The following is a 19,811-nucleotide window of genomic DNA, read 5'->3' as shown; positions in this document are numbered from 1 at the left end:
CCGAAGTCCTCACTTCTTGTAATCGGGCAGCTTGGGCGCGCCGATCAGCCCGCCGGCACCGCCCTGATCGAGCTTCTCGGCGACCGAGGTCAGCGCGAGCGCCATCTGGCGCAGATCCTGGATCAGCTGGCCGATCTCCGGCACGGTCTTCTTGGAAAAGGCCTGAAGGCCCGGCCGCGCGTCGCCGATCGTGGCGTCGAGCGTTTCCATGCTGCGCTGGGCCGAAGCGATGGTGCGGTTCAGATTGCCGATCATCGGCTTCACATCGTCCGACAACAGCCCGTCGGTCGTGGCTGCCAGATTGCCGATCTGCTCGGCGGCGACGCCGGCCTTCTGGATCGTCACGCGCGTCTCGGCCAGCGTTGCGGCGATTTCCGGCCCGCGATCGGCCAGCGCCTTGCTCAGCCGGTCCGTATTGGCAAGGATGCCCGCGATCGAATTCTGGTTCTTGTCGCCCAGCAGCTCGGTCAGTCGCTCGGTCAGCGTCGCCAGCCGCTCGAGCAGCTTCGGCGCCGAATTGAGCAGTGCGCCCAGGCCGCCCGGCTTTGGCGGGATGGTCGGCACGCCGAGCGGGCAGGCCGATTTGGGGTTCACTTCGGGGCAGGTGATCGGCGGGGCGTCCTTTACCGCGCCGTCGAGCTGGATCGTGCTGGTGCCGGTGAAGCTGCCGAGGATCGTCGCTGTGGTGCCCTGAAGGATCGGCACGTCGCCCTTCACCGCGATCCGCACGCGGACGAACTGGGGATCGTCCTTCCAGAAGGCGATCTCCTTGACGATGCCCGACGGCACGCCGGAGAAGGTGACGGTCGAGCCGGCGCTGACGCCATCGACCGATTGCTTGAAGAAGATGTCGTACTCGCGCTCGTCGGCGGTGCCGAGCCGGGCGAGCCAGACGGTGAACAGCGCGAGGACCGCGAGCAGGATCAGCACAACCGCGCCGACCAGCACATGATTCGAACGAGTTTCCATCAGCCCCTCACGTCCTTTTGCCGGTGGCGCGGGCTTTTCCCCGTTCCCGCTCGCCGCTGGCGACTGCCGCGCGTCCGCGCGGGCCATTGAAATATTCCTGGATCCACGGGTGATCCAACGCGAGCAGCTCGTCGATGGTGCCGACCGCGATCACTTTCTTGTCCGCCAGCACCGCGACCCGATCGCAGATCGCGTAGAGCGTATCCAGATCGTGCGTGATCAGAAAGACGGTGAGTCCCAGCGTCTTTTGCAGCGCCGCGGTCAACTCGTCGAACGCGGCGGCGCCGATCGGATCGAGCCCGGCGGTGGGTTCGTCGAGGAACAGCAGTTCGGGATCGAGCGCCAGCGCACGGGCGAGGCCGGCGCGCTTCTTCATGCCGCCCGAAAGCTCGGCGGGATATTTGGGCCCGGCTTCGGCGGGCAGCCCGGTCATCACCACCTTGTACGACGCGATCTCCTGCAGCAGCGTCGCGTCGAGCCGGGGGTAGAATTCCTTGATCGGAACCTGGACGTTTTCCGACACGGTGAGCGTCGAGAACAGCGCGCCGCCCTGGAACAGCACGCCCCAGCGCTTGCGGATCTCGATCGCCTCGGTTTCCTCGACGCCGATCGTGTTCTCGCCGAACACTTCGATGCTGCCTTCGACCGGGGTCTGGAGGCCGATGATCGATCGCATCAGCACCGATTTGCCGGTGCCCGATCCGCCGACCACGCCGATGATCTCGCCCCGGCGCACGTCGAGATCGAGTCCGTCATGGATCACCGCATCGCCGAAGCAATTCTTCAGCCCGCGCACCTTGATGATGCAATCATTGCCTTCGCCGGCGGAAGCGCGGACCGCGTTCATATCCAGCCCAGCCGTTCGAAGAAGACCGCGAAGAACGCGTCGAGCACGATCACGAGGAAGATCGCCTGAACCACCGCAGTGGTAGTGCGGTGGCCGACCTGTTCGGCGTCGCCTTCGACCTGCATGCCTTGGAAACAGCCGGCGATGGCGATGATCGCGCCGAATACCGGCGCCTTGATCAGGCAGACCCACAGGTCGCTCATCGGCACGACTTCTCGGATCTTCTGGATGAAAGTGATCGGCGGGATGTCGAGCGCGGCCCAGCACAGCAGGCCGCCGCCGATGATCCCGACCAGCGAGGAATAAAAGGCCAGCAGCGGCATCATCAGCACCACGGCGATGACGCGCGGCAGCACCAGTGCTTCCATCGGCGAAACGCCGATGGTGCGCATCGCATCGATCTCCTCGGTGAGCTTCATCGTGCCGAGCTGTGCGGCGAAGGCCGATCCGGAGCGCCCCGCGACCATGATCGCGGTCATCAGCACGCCGAGCTCGCGCAAGGTGATGCGGCCGACCAGATTGATCGTGAACATCTCCGCGCCGAACTGCTCGAGCTGCACCGCGCCCTGTTGTGCGATGACGATGCCGATCAGGAAGCTCATCAGGCCGATAATGCCGAGCGCGGAGACGCCGACGACTTCGAAGCGCTGCACGGTGGCATTGAAGCGGAAGCGGCCGGGATGGCGGCAGACGTGCCAGAAGGCGATCACCGTCGCGCCCATGAAGCCGAGCAGGCCGTAGAGCGTGTGCCCGGCGGTGACGACGGCATCGCCGATCTCGCCCAGCACGCGGTTGAACGGGGCCTGCGGCTTTTCCGGCCGGGCGACCGGATGTTCGGCCTTCGCCACCTGATCGAGCAGGTGCTGCGCGTCGGGGCCCAGTCCCTCGATCGTCGCGCCGCGCGCCTTGGCGAAGCGATGGATGATCCATGCACCGACCGTGTCGATCCGGTCGACCCCGCTGAGGTCGATGCGCTTCACGTCGCCGGCCCATGCGTCGAGCCGGTCGTGGAGATTGCCGATGCGCGCCAGCGACAGATCGCCGGTGAAGGCGAGCGTGCCGTTATCCTGTTGTGCGAAATCGGCTTCTGCGCTCATCGCGGCCACCTTTCCGCGATTTGGGGTGGAACGGCAAGGCGCGAGGGCTTTAGATGGATCAATGAATCGTCTCGCAATCTACGACATGGACAAGACGATCACGCGCGCACCGACCTGGACTGCGTTCCTGATCCATGCCGCGAAGGCCCGCGCGCCGTGGCGGCTGGCGCTGCTGCCCGCCGCCGGACTGGCCGGATTCGGCTATCTGCTGAAGCTGATCGACCGGGCGGGGCTGAAGCAGGCGACCCATCGGATGATGGTCGGCAAGGCGCTGCCCGAAGCCGAATTGCGCGACGTGGCCGAAGCCTATGCCGATGCGGTGATGGCCGGAAACGTGCTGGCGCCTGCGCTGGCGCGGATCGCGGAGGATCGCGCGGCGGGATACCGGCTGGTGCTGGCGACGGCGTCGCACGGCTATTACGCCGCGGCGATCGGCGCGCGGCTGGGGTTCGACGATGTCATCGCGACGGGTGCGAAGCGGGACGGGCAGGGGCGGGTCCTTTCGGAGATCGAAGGTGAGAACTGTTACGGGCCGGCAAAGCTCCGCATGGTCGAGAAATGGCTGGCGGATCAGGGGATCGCACGCGGCGAAGCACAGGTGCGCGCCTATTCGGACCATGTCAGCGACGCGCCGTTGCTCGAATGGGCCGACGAAGGCTTCGCGGTGAACGCGCATGCGCCGCTGGTCGCGCTGGCGAAGGCCCGGGGGTGGCCGGTGCTGGACTGGCGGTAAGTATCCGCGCTCCGGCGCCGGCGGGACCGCAGCGTCAGAGCAGCGTATCCACCGCATGGATCGTCACGCCGACCAGGCCGCCGACCAAAGTGCCGTTGATGCGGATATATTGCAGGTCCTTGCCCACGGCGTTTTCGAGGCGGCCGGTGACGGTCTCCGCATCCCAGCCCTTGATCGTTTCCGACACCAGCTTGACGATGCCGTCGCCATAATCGGCTGCCGCGCCCACGGCGGTGCGGCGCGCGAAGCGGTTGATCGTATCGGCCAGGCGGCGGTCGTGCTGGATGGTCTCGCCGAACTGCTTCAGCGCATCGCCCAGGCGTCCGGCCATGACGCGTTCGGGATCGCGCGCGGCGCGCAGCAGGGCGGCGCGGCTGCTTTCCCACAGCCCCTCGGTCCAGCGCTGAAAGGCGACATTCTCCAGCATCTCGTTCTTGAACGCTTCCACTTTCGCGCGCAGCTCGGGCTTGTGCTGGAGGTCGCGGGCGAGGGTGACGAGGCCCTCCTCGGCCTTGGCGCGCAAGGGGTGGTTCGCATCCTCGGCCATGTCGTTGATCAGCTTGTCGAGGCCCGAGATGATCTTGTTGGCCAGCGTCTCGTCCAGGCCGGTCCAGCGCATGATGCCTCCCGCGCGGGCATGGACCATCTCGCGGATCAGATGCTCGTTCGAATCGAGGATCTTCGCCGCCCAGCGGATCATGCCGTCGAGCAGGGGGATGTGGCGGTCGCTGGCGATGGCGGCGGTGAGCGCCTGTCCGGCCAGCGGAGCGATCTCGATCGCGCGCAGCCGACTGGCCACCGCGCCCTTCACCATGCCGCCCAGCCGCTCCTGATCGAGCGATTCGAGCAGATCGGCGGCGAGGCGAGAGGCGCCGGTACCGATCCGGCCGCGGCCCTGTGGCGGGCTGGCGAGCCAGCGTCCGGCAGCGCCCGCCACGTCGACGCGGCGCATCCGCCGGGCGACGACGCCAGGGGTAAGGAAATTGTCGCGCAGGAAGGCGGCGAGGGTGCTGGCGATGCGATCCTTGTTGCGCGGGATGATCGCGGTGTGCGGGATCGGCAGGCCGAGCGGATGGCGGAACAGCGCGGTGACCGCGAACCAGTCGGCCAGCCCGCCGACCATCGCGGCTTCGGCGAAGGCGCGGATAAAGCCGATGACGGGGTGGACGGGACCGATCGCGCGCGCGGCGATGAAGACCGCCGCCATCGCCACCAGCATGCCCGTGGCGACCATGCGCATCCGGCGGAGGCCGGCAGGGACGGGGTCGGCCCGTCGGGGGATGCGTGCGAACAGGTTCACACGCATCCCAATCGTCGAGACCGCTTTAGGTTCACCGGACCGGAGATCACTCGGCCGGCTTGGGGCTTTCGGGCTTGTAGTCGATATGCCCGCCGCGCTGCTCGATCAGCTCGCCGCCGCCATGCTCGTCGCCGGGCTTGTAGGTGAGCAGCGTCTTGCGCAGCTTCGGCCCGAGCCACATTTCGACGCCCACCGCCAGGCTGAAGCTGGCCGGCACGATGACGAGGGTGAGGATGGTCGACAGGATCAGGCCGCCGATCACGACGATGCCCATCGGCTGACGCCACGCATTGTCGCCCGAGAGCGAGATGGCGGTGGGCACCATGCCCGCGACCATCGCGACGGTGGTCATCACGATCGGCTGGGCGCGCTTGTGCCCGGCGTCGAGGATCGCGGTGAACTTGTCGACGCCCTTCTCCATCTCCTCGATCGCGAAGTCGATCAGCAGGATCGAGTTCTTCGCGACGATGCCGAAGAGCATGAGGATGCCGATGAACACCGGCAGCGACAGCGGCTGGCCGAACGCCATCAGCGCGAGCAACCCGCCCAGCGGCGCGAGGAGCAGCGAACCCATGTTCACCAGCGGCGACATGAAGCGGCGATACAGCAGCACCAGCACCGCGAAGACGAGGAAGATGCCCGCCGCCAGCGCGATGAAGAAGTTGTTGAGCATCTCCGCCTGCCACTTGGCCGATCCGACGGTCAGCTTGCCGACGCCCGTGGGCAGGTTCTTCATGATCGGCAGATTGTCGATCTGCTTCATGATCTCGCTGGTCACGAACGGCTTGCCGGTCTTGGGATCGATCGCGATGTCGGCGCCGACGATGATCCGGCGCTGCAGGTTGAGCCGCTCGATGCGGGTCGGGCCCGCGCCGAAGCTGATGTCGGCGATCACCCGCAGCGGCACCGAGCCGCCCGACTGGGTGGCGACCGGCAGGTTCTGGATCGTCGAGAGGCGTTCGCGGGCGCTTTCTTCGAGCGCGACGCGGATCGGGATCTGACGATCGCTCAGCGAGAAGCGCGCGCTGTTCTGGTCGATATCGCCCAGCGTCGCGATGCGGATCGCCGAGCTGAGCGCCTGGGTGGTGACGCCCATGTTCGCGGCCAGATCGAAACGCGGCTTGATCACGATTTCAGGCCGCTTGAGATCGCCCGAGATGCGCGGGGCGATCACCGACTTGAGACCGGCCATCTGCTCGACCAGCGTGAACGCGGTCTGGTTCAGCGCTTCGGGATCGGCGCCGCCCAGCGTGATGGTCAGTGCGCGGCCGCTGCCGCCCCAGCCCTGTTGCGAGCGGAAGCCGACGCGCGCGTCGGCGATGGCGAGCAGGTCGGGCGCGACGCGGCGCTCGAACTCGTCGCTCGTTTCCTTCTTGTCTTCCTTGTAGATCGCCACGACGCGGCCATTGCCGACGAACGCGCGCGAATAGATGTTCTCGACATCGGGCTCCTTGCGCAGCCGCTCGGCGACGCGGGCGACCACGGCTTCGGTCTGCTCGAGCGTGGTGCCGGGCACCATTTCGATCGTCGCAGTCGAGCTTTCCTGGTCCTGGGTCGGCTGGAAGGTGATCGGCAGCGACATGAAGCAGAAGATCGTCAGCGCGAACGAGACGAAGCCCGCCAGCACCGCCGACCAGCGATGGCGCAGCGTCCAGCGCAGGAAGTTGACGTACCAGTTCATGATCCTGCCTTCGCCGTGCGAGGCATGACCCTTGGCCTTGAGGAAATAGGCCGCGATCATCGGCGTCAGCAATCGCGCCACGGCCAGCGACATGAGCACCGAAGCCACGACGGTGAGGCCGAAATTCTTGAAGAACTGGCCCGAAATGCCCGGCATCAGGCCGACCGGCAGGAACACCGCGACGATCGACATGGTGGTGGCGAGCACCGCCACGCCGATCTCGTCGGCGGCGTCGATCGAGGCCTGATAGGCCGTTTTGCCCATTCGCATGTGTCTGACGATATTCTCGATCTCCACGATCGCATCGTCGACGAGCACCCCGGCCACGAGGCTGAGCGCGAGCAGGGTCATCTGGTTCAGCGTGAAGCCGAGCAGGTCCATGAACCAGAAAGCGGGGATGGCGGATAGCGGGATCGCCAGCGCCGAGATGAAGGTCGCGCGCCAGTCGCGCAGGAACAGGAACACGACGATGACCGCCAGCACGGCGCCTTCGATCATCGCTTCCATCGCCGAGTGATATTGCTGCTCGGCATATTGCGACTGGTTGAACAGCAGCTCGAAGCGGACCTTCGGATTGCGCTCCTCGAGCTCCTTCAGCTTGGCCTGCGCTTCGTGGAACACGGTAACGTCCGAGCCGCCCTTCGAGCGCTGGATGTCGAACGCGATGACCTGCTGGCCGTTATAATAGGCCAGGCTGCGCTGTTCGGCATATTTGTCGACCACCTGCCCGATATCGGCGAGGCGCACGGTGCGGCCGCCGCCCAGCGCGATCTGCTGCTGGCCGAGCTTATAGGCGCTGTCGGCGTTGCCCAGCACGCGGACCGACTGTTCGAAGCCCGAAATCTCGGTGCGGCCGCCCGGCGCGTTGAGGTTGCTTGCGCGCAGCTGCTGGTTCACCGCGGTCGCGGTGATGCCATAGCTTTGCAGCTTGGCGGGATCGAGGATCACGCGGATCTCGCGATTGACGCCGCCATTGCGGTTGACCGCGGCGAGGCCGGAGACCGAGCGCAGTTCCTTCGACACGGTATTGTCGATGTACCAGCTCAGCTGCTCGACGGTCATGTCGGTGGCGACCGCGGTGAAGCTGGCGATGTCGTTGTCGGTGGTGTTGGCGCGGCCGACCTGCGGCTCGAGGATGCCGTCGGGAAGATCGCCGCGGATCTGCTGGATCGCGCTGCGCACGTCCTCGACCGCGCGATCGATCGGCATGCCGAGCTCAAGCTGGACGACGGTCTGCGAATTGCCTTCCTGGACGGTCGAGTTGATCTCGTCGATGCCCTGGAGGCTGCGCACCGCGGCCTCGACCTTCTGCGTGATCTGGTTCTCGAGCTCGCTCGGCGCGGCGCCGGGCTGCGAGATCGAAATCCAGACGATCGGGAAGTCGATGTCCGGTTCGTTGTTCACGTCCATGCGGTTGAAGCTGAGCAGCCCCGCGATGGTCAGGAACAGGAAAAGGACGATGGGCGGCACCGGGTTGCGGATCGCCCAGGCCGAGATGTTGCGGAAGCTCATGATCGACTATCCCTGCAAACTTGGATCCGGCGGACCGGAGCTTACTGCTTCTTCTGCTGGACCGGCTTGACCTTCTGGCCCGCGTTCAGGAACGCGCCAGCGGTCAACACGACGCGCTCGTTGCCCTGCAGGCCGCTGGTGATCACCACGCCCTTTTCGGACACGTCGCCGGTGGTGACCGACTGGCGGACCGCCTTGTCGTCCTTGTCGAGGATATAGACGAAATTGCCCTTTTCGTCGCTCTGCACCGCCGACTGGGGCAGCTGCGGCGCGCGCTGGCCGCCCGACACGATCTGCACCGAAGCGAAACCGCCCGGGCGCAGCGCCGGATTATAGGTAAGCGCAACGCGGGCGATGCCCTGACGGGTCTGCGGATCGATGACCGGCGAGACCTGCCATACTTCGCCGCTGAAGGTCTGTTCGCCGCCGACCGGGGTCACCTGCGCGCGGGTGCCGATGCGGACGCGCTGGAGATCGGATTCGGCGAGCTGGGCGCGAAGCTCCATCTGGCCGCCCTGCGCCATGCGGAACAGCACGCCCGAGCCCGAGCTGATGATCTGGCCCGGCTCGACCGAGCGGGTCAGGACGAGGCCGGCCGCAGGGGCGCGGATGTCGAGGCGGCGGTTGCGCGCCTGGGTTTCGCGAAGCTGCGCTTCGGCGATGCGGACGCGGGCGTTCGCGGCGTCGCGGGTCGCGGTCTTGCGATCGATATCGGCCTTGGAGACGAAGCCGCGGCCGAGCAGCGCCTGCGCGCGCTCGAGCTCGGCCTGTGCCAGCGCGGCATCGGCGCGGGCGGCGCGGATCTGCGCCGCGAGCGAATCGGCAGTCTGGACCTGAACCGAGCGATCGACGGTTGCCAGCACCTGACCGGCCTGGACCCACTGGCCCGGCTCGACGAGGACGCGCGTGACCATGCCGCCTTCGCCGGCGACGCCGACGGGCATTTCGCGGCGCGCGGCCAGCGAGCCGGTGCCGGTGATGACGGTCGCGACATCCGAGCTGCCCGGAATGGCGTAGGTCACGGTGGGGAGCTGGCTATTGTCCTTCTTTGCGGCGCCGCCCTTGGCAGCGTCGCCCGCGGGCGGCTGGCTGCCGCCCCGCATCATGAAGGCGGCCGCGATCAGCGCGAGCACCACCAGACCGCCGATGATCCACAGCCACCGGCGACGGCCCCGCGTTTCCTCACCGACATATTCGAGCCGCTCGCTTCTGCCCAACATTCCCGCCTCATAGTTCATATGCGCCACCTGATCCGGCAGACGCCGGTGCCCCAGGAAAACACTGTATTAGATGAATAAGGCACCGACCACAAGTGGTCGTTTCCTCCCTGTGCGCGCATTGCCTGTTTCCATATGTTTCCGCAAGCGCGAGCGGCTCGCGAATGGCCCGGAACGGTTGGGTTCGCGACGATCCGAAGAGCGGGCCGAAGCGCCGTCCGAATCGGCGGCGGAAGAATCGGCCAAAGAAACGGGGTTGCATTGGCCGCTGCATGGCGCGACGCTCCGCCCAGGTCTGGAATGGCGGGCCGAAACAGGAGGATTACCCATGCCTACAGGTATCATCGGTTGGCTTCTTATCGGCCTTGTCGCGGGTGCGCTCGGCAAGCTCATCATGCCGGGCAAGGATCCGGGCGGAATCATCGTGACGATCCTGCTGGGCATCGCGGGCGCGCTGCTGGCGAAGTATCTGACGCCGATGATGGGCCTGACCATCGCCGACAGCACGTGGCAGGCCTATGCCGCCGCTACCGCCGGCGCGGTGATTCTGCTGGTCGTGTATCGCCTCGTCATGGCGAAGCGCGCCTGAACGGCCGCGATCCGCTTCATTCAGTTTCGGTTAGTCCCGCGCGCGGCAAGGCCGTTCGCGGGACTATTCGTTTTTGGAGACGGTGAATGAAGGCGATCACTCTTGGTCTGGCGGCGCTGGCGGCTTTTTCGGCGCTGCCCGCCGCGGCGCAGGACATGCAGCCACGTCCGCCGATGATGCAGCACGAAGGCACGCTGCTCGAGATCACCGCCGAGGGCCGTTCGGTTCGCGTGCCCGACGTCGCGATCATCGAGGCAGGCGTGACGACCCAGGCGGCGACCGCCGCCGAAGCGCTGGCGCAGAACAATGGGCGGATGAACCGGGTGGTCGCCGCTCTGAAGGCGGCGGGCATTGCTCCGCGTGACATCCAGACCTCGAACATCTCGCTCCAGCCGCAATATCGCAATCCGGTGGACGGCCAGCCGCAGGTGATCTTCGCCTATATGGCGTCGAACAGCGTGAGCGTGCGCTTCCGCGACGTTTCGAAATCGGGCGCGATCCTCGACGTGCTGGTGAAGGAAGGCGCGAACACCATCTCGGGTCCGAACCTGACGCTGAGCCAGCCTGCCGAAGCGCTGAACGAAGCGCGAGTCGATGCCGTGGCGCAGGCGCGGTCGCGCGCCGAACTCTATGCCAAGGCGTCGGGGCTGCGGGTCGATCGCATCCTGTCGATCTCGGACGCGTCGCCGTCGCGGGTCTTCCCCACCGCGGAACGCTTTGCCGCTTACGATGCCAAGGGCGTGAGCGTGCAGGCCGGCGAGCAGGAAGTCACTGCGACCGTCACCATGCGGTTCCTGCTGAAGTAAGGCGGGGCCTTGCACGCAAAAAAAAGGGCCGTCCCTGCCGGGGCGGCCCTTTTTTGTCGGATCCGGCTTCGCTTAGCGGACGGCGCCGCGGCGAACCAGATTGACGATCGCGAGCAGGATGATCGCGCCGACCAGCGACACGATGAACGCCATCGGGTTGGTCGGGGTCTCGTTGATCGAGCCGCCGAACAGCAGCCCGCCGACAAAGGCGCCGATGACGCCGACGACGATGTTCAGGAAGATACCCTGCTGGCCATCGGTGCGCATCACGAGGCTGGCAAGCCAGCCGACCACACCACCGATAACGAGCCAGACAATAAGACCGATCATGTTCCGTCCCTCCGTTTAGCCCGTCACACCGGGCTTGCGGATGGGAAAAGTCGTAACGAGCCCGGTTGGTTCCATGAGGGTTTGTTCGATCTCGCGGCTTATGCGCTGCGCGCATGCCTCGGATGGGGCTGCCTTTCGGCCAGCGCGCTGTCGCGCTTGCGAACCCTGCGGGTTCGACGTTCCTCACATCAGGTAAGGATCGCACCCAACCGCGAAAACCGAAACGGCCCGCCTCCCTCGCGGGAAGCGGGCCGTTCCATTCCCGATGGGAGCGGGAAAATCAGTATTTCTGCTGGCGCTCGTAGAGCGAGCGGTAATGCTGGATGCGCGTCACGCGCAGTCCCGGCATCCCCGAGCGATCGATCGCGCGCTGCCAGCCGGCGAATTCCTCGACGGTCAGGCCGTAGCGGGCGCAAACTTCGTCCACGCTGAGCAGGCCGCCATTGACCGCCGCGACCACTTCCGCCTTGCGCCGCACGACCCAGCGGGTCGTCTCGGGCGGGGGAAGCGAATCCAGCGTCAGCGGTTCGCCGAGCGGGCCAATCACTTTCGCGGGACGGATTTTCTGGTTCTCAATCATCTACCAACCTCGATCGGGGCGGGGGGCCCCCTCTCACTCAACACTGAAACGACCGTAATTCACCTGACTTGAACATCGGCTAAAACGGCACGGTAAACGCGGTCTTCATTCCCGCTGCCAGCTTCTCAGCGCGGCAGCGACGGCACGGTGAAAGGATGCGTGCAGCGGAGCGAGCAGCGCTTCGGCCGGCGTCACCAGATCCAGCCGGGCCTGGGCCCGGGCGGTCGGGGACGACGCCTGCCGCGCGGCTACGCCGACCAGCAGAACCGCCAGCTCGGTGGGCATCGCGGTGACCGCGAAATCCCTGTCCAGCCTGGCGAAGCTCAAATCCACAAACACATCCAATCGAATTTCTATCGGATGGCCATTCCTAACGAGGATCAATGAAGGGCCGGTAAAGGGCATGAAAACGGGGGCTTAACGCTTGGTCCCATTCTGGGGCGGAAGCGTCCCGGACTGGCGCAAAACGCCGCGTGCCCCTATGTGCGCGCCCATGATGACCGGGGATTTCCAGCTGGCGGAGCCGCTCAAGGCACGACGCATCGTCGTTGCCATGTCGGGCGGCGTCGACTCGTCGGTGGTGGCGGGACTCGCTGCGCGGACGGGCGCGGAGACGATCGGCGTCACGCTCCAGCTCTACGATCATGGCGAAGCGGTGGGCCGTGCGGGCAGCTGCTGCGCGGGCCGCGACATTCGCGACGCGCGCGCGGTTTGCGACAAGCTGGGCATCGCGCATTACGTCTTCGACCACGAGAGCAGCTTCCGCGAGACGGTGATCGACGATTTCGCCGACGAATATCTCGCCGGGCGCACCCCGATCCCCTGCGTGAAATGCAATATGGGGCCGAAATTCACCGATCTGTTCAAGCTGGCGCGCGATCTCGGCGCGGATTGCCTCGCGACCGGCCATTATGTGCGGCGGGTGATGGGCGCGCAGGGGGCGGAGCTGCACCGCGCGTACGATCCGGCGCGCGACCAGAGCTATTTCCTGTTCGCCACCACTTCGGCGCAGCTCGATTTCCTGCGCTTTCCGCTGGGCGGCATGCCCAAGGCACAGGTTCGCGAACTGGCGGCCGAGCTGGGGCTGGGCGTGGCGGGCAAGCCCGACAGCCAGGATATCTGCTTCGTCCCCGACGGCGACTACGCCACGCTGGTGAAGAAGCTGCGTCCCGAGGCGGAGACCGGCGGCGCGATCGTCGATGAGGCCGGGCGCAAGCTGGGCGAGCATCGCGGCTTCATCCACTTCACCGTGGGCCAGCGCCGCGGCCTCGAGATCGGCGGCAGCCCCGAGCCGCTCTACGTGCTGCGCCTCGATCCCGCGACGCGCGACGTGATCGTCGGGCCGAAGCGCGCACTGGCGGTCCGCGCCGCGCGAGTCGAGAACGTCAACTGGCTGGGCGGCGACTATTCGGGCGAGATGACCGTGAAGGTCCGCTCGATGGCCAAGCCGGTCCCCGCGCGCTTCGATGGCGAGCGGCTGGTGTTCGACACGCCCGAATATGGCGTTGCGCCGGGACAGGCGGCGGTGCTCTATGCCGGCGAGCGTGTACTGGGCGGTGGCTGGATCGCCGAGACCGAACGGGCGGAGATGGCGGCCGTCTGACAAGGCAGAAGAGAGATCGGCGATGATCGGACCTTTGACGTGGAGCCTTGCGCAAATCGCCCTGTCGTCGGCCGAGATGCCGCCGGACCCTTATTTCCCGCCCGCTCTGGCCACGACCCCCCTCAGCTGCCGTGACAATGGCCGTCCGATGCCCATCCTCAGTGATTTCGAGAATGGCTGGTTCTCGAAGCATCTCCGCGCGGCGCAGGAGCCTTCGCTTTACGTGGCCGCAAGAAAGCCACCATCGGGCGACGACTTCATCCTTCGCTTCACCTGGCTGCGCACGTTCCACGCACCTGTCGTGATTCGCGTCGAGCCGGTGCCCGGCGGCGGCTTTCGTCTCGCCGCAAGGCAATTGTCCGGCGCCGGTGGCTATGATCCGGGGAAGATTGCCAAAAGGGTCGATCGGGCAATGACCGCGGCAGAGGTGCAAGGGCTGCGCGGCGTGATGGCGAGAAATGCGATCTTCGATCAGGCGCCGGCCAACTGCGAACTGGGCATGGATGGCTCCGAGTGGATCATCGAGGGCGTCGATCGCGCAGGCTATCGTTTCTTCAAGCGCTGGAGCCCGGACGATGGTGCCATCCGCGCGGTCGGCCTGCACCTGATCGGCCTGAGCGGCTGGTCGTTCAAGGACGTCTATTGACGCTTCACAGCGTGAACACGCCCTCGATCACCGTGACGCATTTCCCGCGCAGGATCGCGCGGTCGCCTGAGAGTTCGCAGCCGACATGGCCGCCGCGCCTGCTCGCCTGATAGGCCGTGAAGCGGGTGCGGCCCAATCGCGCGGCCCAATAGGGCGTCAGTACCGAATGCGCCGAACCCGTCACCGGATCCTCGTCGATTCCCGCCGCCGGGGCGAAGACGCGGCTGACCACGTCGGTATCGGTGCCCGGCGCAGTGACGATGTTGAGCGTGTCGCCGATCGCCGCCAGCGCCTTGAAATCGGGCTGAAGCGCCAGCACGGCTTCGGCGCTGTCGAGGACGACGAGGTCGTAGCCGTTCGGGTGGCGCAGCGTTTCGCCGCTGGTCACGCCGAGCGCGGCGAGGATCTCGGGCAATTCCGCGGGTTCGGGCGGATAGGCGGGCAAGGCCATCGCATAACCGTCGCCGTCCCGCGCCACTTCGAGGATGCCAGCCTTGCGGGTGCGGAAGGTTACCCGCTCGCGGTCTGGAAACTGGCCGAGGACATAGTGTCCGCTTGCCAGCGTCGCATGGCCGCACAGCGCGACTTCCACCGCAGGGGTGAACCAGCGCAGCTCGTAATCCGCCGCGCCGCTGGCGTCGGGGATGATGAAGGCGGTCTCGGCGAGATTGTTTTCCTCCGCGATTGCCTGAAGCACCGTATCGTCGAGCCACGCGTCGAGCGGCATCACCGCGGCCTGATTGCCGGTGAAGGGCCGGTCGGCGAATGCGTCGATCTGGACGAAGGGCAGCTTCATTGCGGGTCTTTCCTGAGCAACTCGGTCTCGTCGGTTTCGGTCAGCGGGTTGTCGGTATCGCTCTGGCCTTCGGGATCGACATGGATGAGGAATTCGGTGCCGGGGAATTCGGCTTCTAGATGGCGTTCGAGCGAGTCGGTGATGTCATGCGCTTCGGCGACGCTCATCGCCGGGTTGAGCCAGATGTGGAATTGCGCGAAGTCGCTCGATCCGCTGGTGCGGGTGCGCAGATCGTGCAGGCCCTTCAGCTGCGGATGACCCGAGGCGATCTCGACAAGGCGGCGGCGCTTCTCGTCGGGCCATTCGCGGTCCATCAACTGGTCGAGCGCGGCTTCGGAAGCCTTCCACGCGCCAAAGAACAGCCAGAAGGCGATCGCCACACCGAACAGCGCGTCCGCGCCGCGCAGGCCCACCACCGCATCGAGCAGCAGCGCGGCGATCACCGCGCCGTTCAGCAGCAGGTCCGACATGTAATGCACCCGGTCGGTGGTGATCGCGATCGATCCGGTGCGGCTGACGACCATCGCCTGATAGCGGGTGAGCGCCAGAGTGATGAAGATTGCCACCAGCGAAACGCCGATGCCGAACTCAGGCGCTTCGGTCGTGCCGCCGGCCATGAACTGCTCGATCGCGCGAACGAGGATCGCGAAGGCCGAGACCGAAATGACGACGACCTGAAACAGCGCAGCCAGCGCCTCGGCCTTGCCGTGGCCGAAGCGATGTTCCTTGTCCGCGGGCTGCGCGGCCCAGCGCACGCCGCCCAAAGTCACCAGCGAGGCGAACAGGTCGAGCACCGAGTCGGCCAGGCTGGCCAGCACCGCGACCGATCCGGTCATCCATGCCGCCCAGCCCTTGAGCAGGCCAAGGAAGATCGCCGCCGCGACACTGGCGATGGCGGCGCGCTGGGCGAGATTGCTCACGGGTACAGCAGGCCTTCGTTCCAGTCGTTCCCCCCGCGGGTGAAGACGCGGCGTTCGTGCAGACGGTGCGCGCGGTCCTGCCAGAATTCGATGCGGCCCGGCGTCACGCGGTAACCGCCCCAATGCGGCGGGCGCGGCACGTCGCCGCCTTCGAAGCGGGCGCGCATTTCCTCGAACCGCGCTTCGAACGTCTCGCGGTCGGCCAGCGGGCGCGACTGGTCGCTGGCCCAGGCGCCGAGCTGCGAATCGCGGTGGCGCGTGGCGAAATAGGCGTCGCTCTCCGCGTCGGCGGCGCGCGTGATCGTGCCTTCGATGCGAATCTGGCGGCGCAGCGACTTCCAGTGGAACAGCAGGGCGGCCTTGGGCACCGCCTCCAGCTCGCCTGCCTTGCGGCTCTCGCGATTGGTATAGAAGACGAAGCCGTCGGGCCCGTGCCCCTTGAGCAGCACCATCCGCACCGAAGGCTGGCCCGCCGCATCGACTGTCGCCAGCGCCATCGCGTTGGAGTCGTTGGGTTCGGTTTTCCGGGCTTCGGCGTACCAGCTGTCGAACAGGGCGAACGGATCGGTGGTCATGGGCGAGCCTCTACGCTCCCGCCGATTTGGTGTCGAGGAACGACTCCTTGGCTGGCGGCTTGCTCCGCTTCGTCCGGCGGACGCCGACGGCGCATTTCGCGCCGGTGTGACCGATGGGACACTGGGCGGTGTCCGAACCTTGTTGCATGGCAGCATCGTTTCCCCCATCAGCCGGATGGGGACCGAAGGGGCGATATGGCGAGCCAGGCCGCGATGGGATTGTTCGACGCAGGCACGATCGCCGGCCGCTGGATCGCGGATTATTGCGCGCCGGGCCGGGCGAGCGACGTGCTGTGCGCCGGACAGGGCGACGACGCGGCATGGACGGCGGTGTTCGAGGAACTGGCCGGGCTTTCGGGCGACACGCTGGAACATGCCCGTGAGCGCGCGCAGCGCCACGCCGACGATATCGGCACCGGCTTCCGTATCGCAGGCGAAGGCGAGGAGCGCCCCTGGCCGCTCTCGCCCGTGCCGCTGCTGATCGAATCGGACGAGTGGCGCGGAATCTCGGAGGGGATTTGCCAGCGCGCCGAGCTGATGGAGAAGATTCTCGCCGATATCTATGGCGAGGGCGCGCTGGTCCGCGAGGGCAATATCCCGGCCGCGCTCGTCACCGGCAGCCCGTTCTTTCTCCGTCCGCTGACGCATCTCGTCCCACCGGGGGGCTATCACCTCCAGTTCGTCGCGTTCGATCTGTGCCGTGGGCCTTCGGGCGAATGGCGCGTCCTTGCCGATCACCTCCGCGCACCGGCCGGCGCGGGCTATGCGCTGGAGAACCGGCTGGCGATGGCGCGCACGCTGGGCGGGTTGCAGAACCGGCTCAACATCGAACGCCACGCGCCCTTCTTCGCGGCGTTCAAGGCGGGGCTGGCCGAGCTGTGCCGCCGCACCGATCCGCGCATCGCGTTGCTCACGCCGGGTCGGCTCAACCCCAGCTATGCCGAGCAGGCGCATCTGGCGCGCTATCTCGGTTTCCTGCTGGTCGAGGGCGCCGATCTCGCTGTGCTCGACGATCAGCTTTACGTGCGCACGATCGCGGGGCTCAAGCGGATCGACGCGATCTGGCGGCGGCTCGATCCGCGGATGCTGGATCCGCTCGCGCTCGATTCGCATTCGGCGATCGGCGTGCCGGGCGTGGTCGATGCGATGGCGGCGGGCAATGTCGTGATCGCCAACGCGCCGGGCGTGGCGGTGCTCGAGGCGCCGGCCTTCTCTGCCTTCTTCCCAGCGCTGGCGCAGAGCATGCTGGGCGAGGGGCTCAAGCTGCCCAATATCGCGACCTGGTGGTGCGGGCAGGACGATGCGCGCTGCCACGTCGAAGGCGCGCTCGATACGCTGCTGATCTCGCCCGCCTTCGGGCCATCGCCGCTGGGGCTGCCGGACGGGGCGGCGCTCGGTTCGGCGATCACCGGCGATGCGCGCGCGGCGCTGATGGCGGACATGGCCCGCCGGCCGCAGGATTATGTCGGGCAGGAAGTGGTCACGCTTTCGACCATGCCGGTGGTGTCCGAAGATGCGCTGGCGCCGCGGCCCTTCACCGTGCGCGTGTTCGCCGCGCGCGGGGTGGATGGCGAATGGACGGTGATGCCCGGCGGCTTCGCGCGAATCGGCGAGCATCCCGACGTGCGCGCGCCGGTGATGGGCGAAGGCGTCTGGTCGGCCGATGTCTGCATCCACGGCCCCGATCCGGTAGCGCCGGTCTCGCTGCTCCCTTCGGGCGATTCGACCCAGTTGCGGCGCAATCCGGGCACCTTGCCCAGTCGCGTGGCGGACAATCTCTTCTGGCTCGGCCGCTATCTGGAGCGTGGCGAAGCGCAGCTGGCGGCGTTGCGCGTGCTCCTCGGTCATTCGATCAGCGCGGATACCGGCGCGGCGCTCGAGCCCGGAACGGTGCAGAAGCTGGTCAACCTCGTTGTCGCCAATGGCGCGGCGCCCGCGCCCAAATCGCTCCGCCGCGCCGATCTCCAGCAATTCGCGAAGACCGCGCTGGAGGACGAAGCCAGCTGGTATTCGATTCGCGCGATCAATCTTCAGGCGAAGGGCATCGGGGAAGTTTCGCGCGATCGCCTGTCGGCCGACATGATCCAGCTGCTCGATGCGCCCTTCCCGGCCAAGGGCTCGCTGCTCGACAAGGCGGGATCCCTCCAGCGGCGCTATTCGGCGCTGGCCGGGCTGTCCGCCGAGCATATGGGGCGTACCGATGCGTGGCGCTTCCTCGATCTTGGCCGCCGGATCGAGCGCGCCGTGGCCGCGGTGCGCATGGTCCGTGCGTTCGGCGGGGCCGAGGCGACCGCCGACGATCTCTCGACCCTGCTCGACCTTGCCGACAGCCAGATCAGCTATCGCCAGCGCTACCTGACCGGCATCGCGCGCGTACCCGTGCTCGATCTGGTCACGCTCGACAGTTATAATCCGCGCGCCATCGCGTTCCAGATCGGCAAGCTGACCGCGCATCTCAACAAGCTGCCGGTGTTGTCCGACGACGGCCTTGCCGAGCCGCAACAGGAACAGGCGCGCCAGCTTGCCGCGATCATGGTCACCGCGCGCGCGACCAGCATCGACACGCCGATGCTGTGGGATCTGGAGAACCGCCTCGGCGCATTGTCGCAGGAAATCGCGCGGCGATACTTCCTTCAGGGCGCCGAGCCGCTGCGCGAAGCAGGCATGATCCTCGCGTGATGCTTTATGCCATCAAGCATGTGACGCGGTTCGAATATGCCCAGCCTGTGGGTTTCTCGCGCTGCAATCTGCGGCTTCAGCCGATCCTGTGGTCGGGGCAGGAAGTCGAGGACTACAAGCTGACGATCCAGCCGGGCGGCCGCGTCTCGCCGGCCCGCGCCGAGGCGGGGCTGGCCAATGTCGTGCGGCTGGTGGTCGAGGTGCGCACGCGCACGCTGACGATCGAAAGCACCGCGCGGGTGCGGGTCGACCGCCCGATCCCGGTGCCCTCGCCGACCGATCCCACGCTGGCGCAGATCGCGCTATGGGCGCGGCAGAGCCGCGACATGTCGCCGGCCAGCCCCGCCAGCTATATCTTCCCTTCGCCGCTGATCCCGCTCGACCCGCAGATCGCGGCATGGTGCGCGCAGGAGCTGGATCCGTCGCGCGGCGTGCTCGACGCGGCGATCGGCCTTGCGCTGCGCATCCAGCGCGAGTTCGATTTCGATCCGGCCGCGACGCTGGTCGATACGCCGCCGCGTCAGGCGTTCGACAAGCGAAAAGGGGTCTGTCAGGATTTCGCGCAGATCATGATTTCGGGCCTGCGCGCCGCCGGGCTGCCCGCCGCCTATGTCTCGGGCTATCTGCGCACCTTGCCGCCGCCGGGCCAGCCCCGGCTGGTCGGCGCGGACGCCACCCATGCCTGGGTGCTGATCTGGTGCGGCCCCGCTCTCGGCTGGGTCGGCGTCGATCCGACCAACGGCATCTGGATGGCCGAGGATCATGTCGTGGTGGCGATCGGCCGCGACTATGCCGATATCGCGCCGATCGACGGCATCGTGCTCGGCTCCGGCGCGCAGAAGATGGACGTCTCGGTCGATGTGGAACCCTTGGAAGAAGTGACCGGATAGGGTTGCGATATTGCCCGGGCGCGCCGATGTACGGCGCGTCG

19 protein-coding genes are annotated in these 19,811 nt (G+C 66.9%); 7 read left to right on the top strand and 12 right to left on the bottom strand.

The window, feature by feature from the left end:
* Positions 1–9 precede the first annotated feature (9 nt).
* From HHL13_RS18530 to HHL13_RS18520, 3 genes are read right to left on the bottom strand one after another with little or no spacing between them, the layout of a single operon-like run.
* Complete coding sequence (locus HHL13_RS18530; RefSeq protein WP_169557420.1) at positions 10–969, bottom strand: MlaD family protein; 960 nt, start codon at positions 967–969, stop codon at positions 10–12.
* 7 nt (positions 970–976) lie between these two features.
* Positions 977–1,816: an ABC transporter ATP-binding protein gene (locus tag HHL13_RS18525; RefSeq protein WP_169557419.1), complete on the bottom strand. Its 840-nt coding sequence runs from the start codon at positions 1,814–1,816 to the stop codon at positions 977–979.
* The gene (locus tag HHL13_RS18520; protein ID WP_169557418.1) at positions 1,813–2,913 is read right to left on the bottom strand and encodes an MlaE family lipid ABC transporter permease subunit; all 1,101 of its coding nucleotides are present in this window, start codon (positions 2,911–2,913) and stop codon (positions 1,813–1,815) included. The genes HHL13_RS18525 and HHL13_RS18520 overlap by 4 nt, the downstream gene beginning before the upstream one ends.
* Before the next feature lie 61 nt (positions 2,914–2,974).
* Here HHL13_RS18520 and HHL13_RS18515 point away from each other — a divergent pair, with 61 nt between their 5' ends.
* A complete protein-coding gene (locus tag HHL13_RS18515) occupies positions 2,975–3,646 on the top strand; it encodes an HAD-IB family hydrolase (protein ID WP_169557417.1) in 672 nt (223 codons plus the stop codon).
* A 34-nt stretch (positions 3,647–3,680) separates the two neighbouring features.
* Here HHL13_RS18515 and HHL13_RS18510 read toward each other — a convergent pair whose 3' ends face one another.
* The 3 genes from HHL13_RS18510 to HHL13_RS18500 form a co-directional block, all read right to left on the bottom strand.
* Complete coding sequence (locus HHL13_RS18510) at positions 3,681–4,886, bottom strand: DUF445 domain-containing protein (protein ID WP_169557416.1); 1,206 nt, start codon at positions 4,884–4,886, stop codon at positions 3,681–3,683.
* 106 nt (positions 4,887–4,992) lie between these two features.
* On the bottom strand, positions 4,993–8,139 hold the full coding sequence (locus tag HHL13_RS18505; RefSeq protein ID WP_169557415.1) for an efflux RND transporter permease subunit: 3,147 nt from the start codon (positions 8,137–8,139) through the stop codon (positions 4,993–4,995).
* A 41-nt stretch (positions 8,140–8,180) separates the two neighbouring features.
* Positions 8,181–9,377, bottom strand: coding sequence for an efflux RND transporter periplasmic adaptor subunit (locus HHL13_RS18500; RefSeq protein WP_169557414.1), 1,197 nt, complete (start codon positions 9,375–9,377; stop codon positions 8,181–8,183).
* 307 nt (positions 9,378–9,684) lie between these two features.
* Between HHL13_RS18500 and HHL13_RS18495 the strand changes: the two genes are divergently transcribed.
* Both HHL13_RS18495 and HHL13_RS18490 read left to right on the top strand, forming a co-directional pair.
* On the top strand, positions 9,685–9,945 hold the full coding sequence (locus tag HHL13_RS18495; protein WP_169557413.1) for a GlsB/YeaQ/YmgE family stress response membrane protein: 261 nt from the start codon (positions 9,685–9,687) through the stop codon (positions 9,943–9,945).
* A gap of 86 nt (positions 9,946–10,031) precedes the next feature.
* The gene (locus HHL13_RS18490) at positions 10,032–10,751 is read left to right on the top strand and encodes an SIMPL domain-containing protein (protein ID WP_169557412.1); all 720 of its coding nucleotides are present in this window, start codon (positions 10,032–10,034) and stop codon (positions 10,749–10,751) included.
* A gap of 72 nt (positions 10,752–10,823) precedes the next feature.
* Here the strand turns inward: HHL13_RS18490 and HHL13_RS18485 are convergent, their stop codons facing one another.
* The 3 genes from HHL13_RS18485 to HHL13_RS18475 all read right to left on the bottom strand — a co-directional run bounded on the left by HHL13_RS18485 (position 10,824) and on the right by HHL13_RS18475 (position 12,000).
* Positions 10,824–11,078, bottom strand: a complete 255-nt coding sequence (locus HHL13_RS18485) for a GlsB/YeaQ/YmgE family stress response membrane protein (RefSeq protein ID WP_169557846.1) — start codon at positions 11,076–11,078, stop codon at positions 10,824–10,826.
* 283 nt (positions 11,079–11,361) lie between these two features.
* Positions 11,362–11,661, bottom strand: a complete 300-nt coding sequence (locus HHL13_RS18480; protein ID WP_169557411.1) for a DUF1153 domain-containing protein — start codon at positions 11,659–11,661, stop codon at positions 11,362–11,364.
* A gap of 105 nt (positions 11,662–11,766) precedes the next feature.
* A complete protein-coding gene (locus HHL13_RS18475; protein WP_346775615.1) occupies positions 11,767–12,000 on the bottom strand; it encodes a hypothetical protein in 234 nt (77 codons plus the stop codon).
* A 154-nt stretch (positions 12,001–12,154) separates the two neighbouring features.
* Here HHL13_RS18475 and mnmA point away from each other — a divergent pair, with 154 nt between their 5' ends.
* On the top strand, positions 12,155–13,264 hold the full coding sequence (mnmA, locus tag HHL13_RS18470; protein WP_206377121.1) for a tRNA 2-thiouridine(34) synthase MnmA: 1,110 nt from the start codon (positions 12,155–12,157) through the stop codon (positions 13,262–13,264).
* 22 nt (positions 13,265–13,286) lie between these two features.
* A complete protein-coding gene (locus HHL13_RS18465) occupies positions 13,287–13,910 on the top strand; it encodes a hypothetical protein (RefSeq protein ID WP_169557410.1) in 624 nt (207 codons plus the stop codon).
* Positions 13,911–13,914: 4 nt separating this feature from the next.
* On the opposite strand, the gene HHL13_RS18460 is transcribed toward HHL13_RS18465, so the two are convergent.
* Genes HHL13_RS18460 through pdxH form a run of 3 tightly spaced genes read right to left on the bottom strand, consistent with a single transcriptional unit; the run spans position 13,915 to position 16,201 of the window.
* Positions 13,915–14,706 (bottom strand): PhzF family phenazine biosynthesis protein, encoded by a 792-nt coding sequence (locus tag HHL13_RS18460; protein WP_169557409.1) that lies wholly within the window; start codon positions 14,704–14,706, stop codon positions 13,915–13,917.
* Positions 14,703–15,626, bottom strand: a complete 924-nt coding sequence (locus tag HHL13_RS18455) for a cation diffusion facilitator family transporter (RefSeq protein ID WP_169557408.1) — start codon at positions 15,624–15,626, stop codon at positions 14,703–14,705. The genes HHL13_RS18460 and HHL13_RS18455 overlap by 4 nt, the downstream gene beginning before the upstream one ends.
* On the bottom strand, positions 15,623–16,201 hold the full coding sequence (gene pdxH / locus HHL13_RS18450; RefSeq protein WP_240953895.1) for a pyridoxamine 5'-phosphate oxidase: 579 nt from the start codon (positions 16,199–16,201) through the stop codon (positions 15,623–15,625). Before pdxH ends, HHL13_RS18455 begins: the two co-directional genes overlap by 4 nt.
* Positions 16,202–16,396: 195 nt before the next feature.
* On the opposite strand from pdxH, the gene HHL13_RS18445 reads away from it, so the two are divergent.
* The gene (locus tag HHL13_RS18445) at positions 16,397–18,880 is read left to right on the top strand and encodes a circularly permuted type 2 ATP-grasp protein (RefSeq protein ID WP_169557407.1); all 2,484 of its coding nucleotides are present in this window, start codon (positions 16,397–16,399) and stop codon (positions 18,878–18,880) included.
* Positions 18,880–19,770 carry a transglutaminase family protein gene (locus tag HHL13_RS18440; protein WP_169557842.1) on the top strand — a complete coding sequence of 297 codons (891 nt, stop codon included), beginning with the start codon at positions 18,880–18,882 and terminating at the stop codon, positions 19,768–19,770. The genes HHL13_RS18445 and HHL13_RS18440 overlap by 1 nt, the downstream gene beginning before the upstream one ends.
* Positions 19,771–19,811 lie beyond the last annotated feature (41 nt).

The organism is Sphingomonas sp. G-3-2-10, assembly GCF_012927115.1.
Lineage (GTDB): Bacteria > Pseudomonadota > Alphaproteobacteria > Sphingomonadales > Sphingomonadaceae > Sphingomonas.
This window is presented reverse-complemented; position numbering and strand designations above follow the sequence as displayed.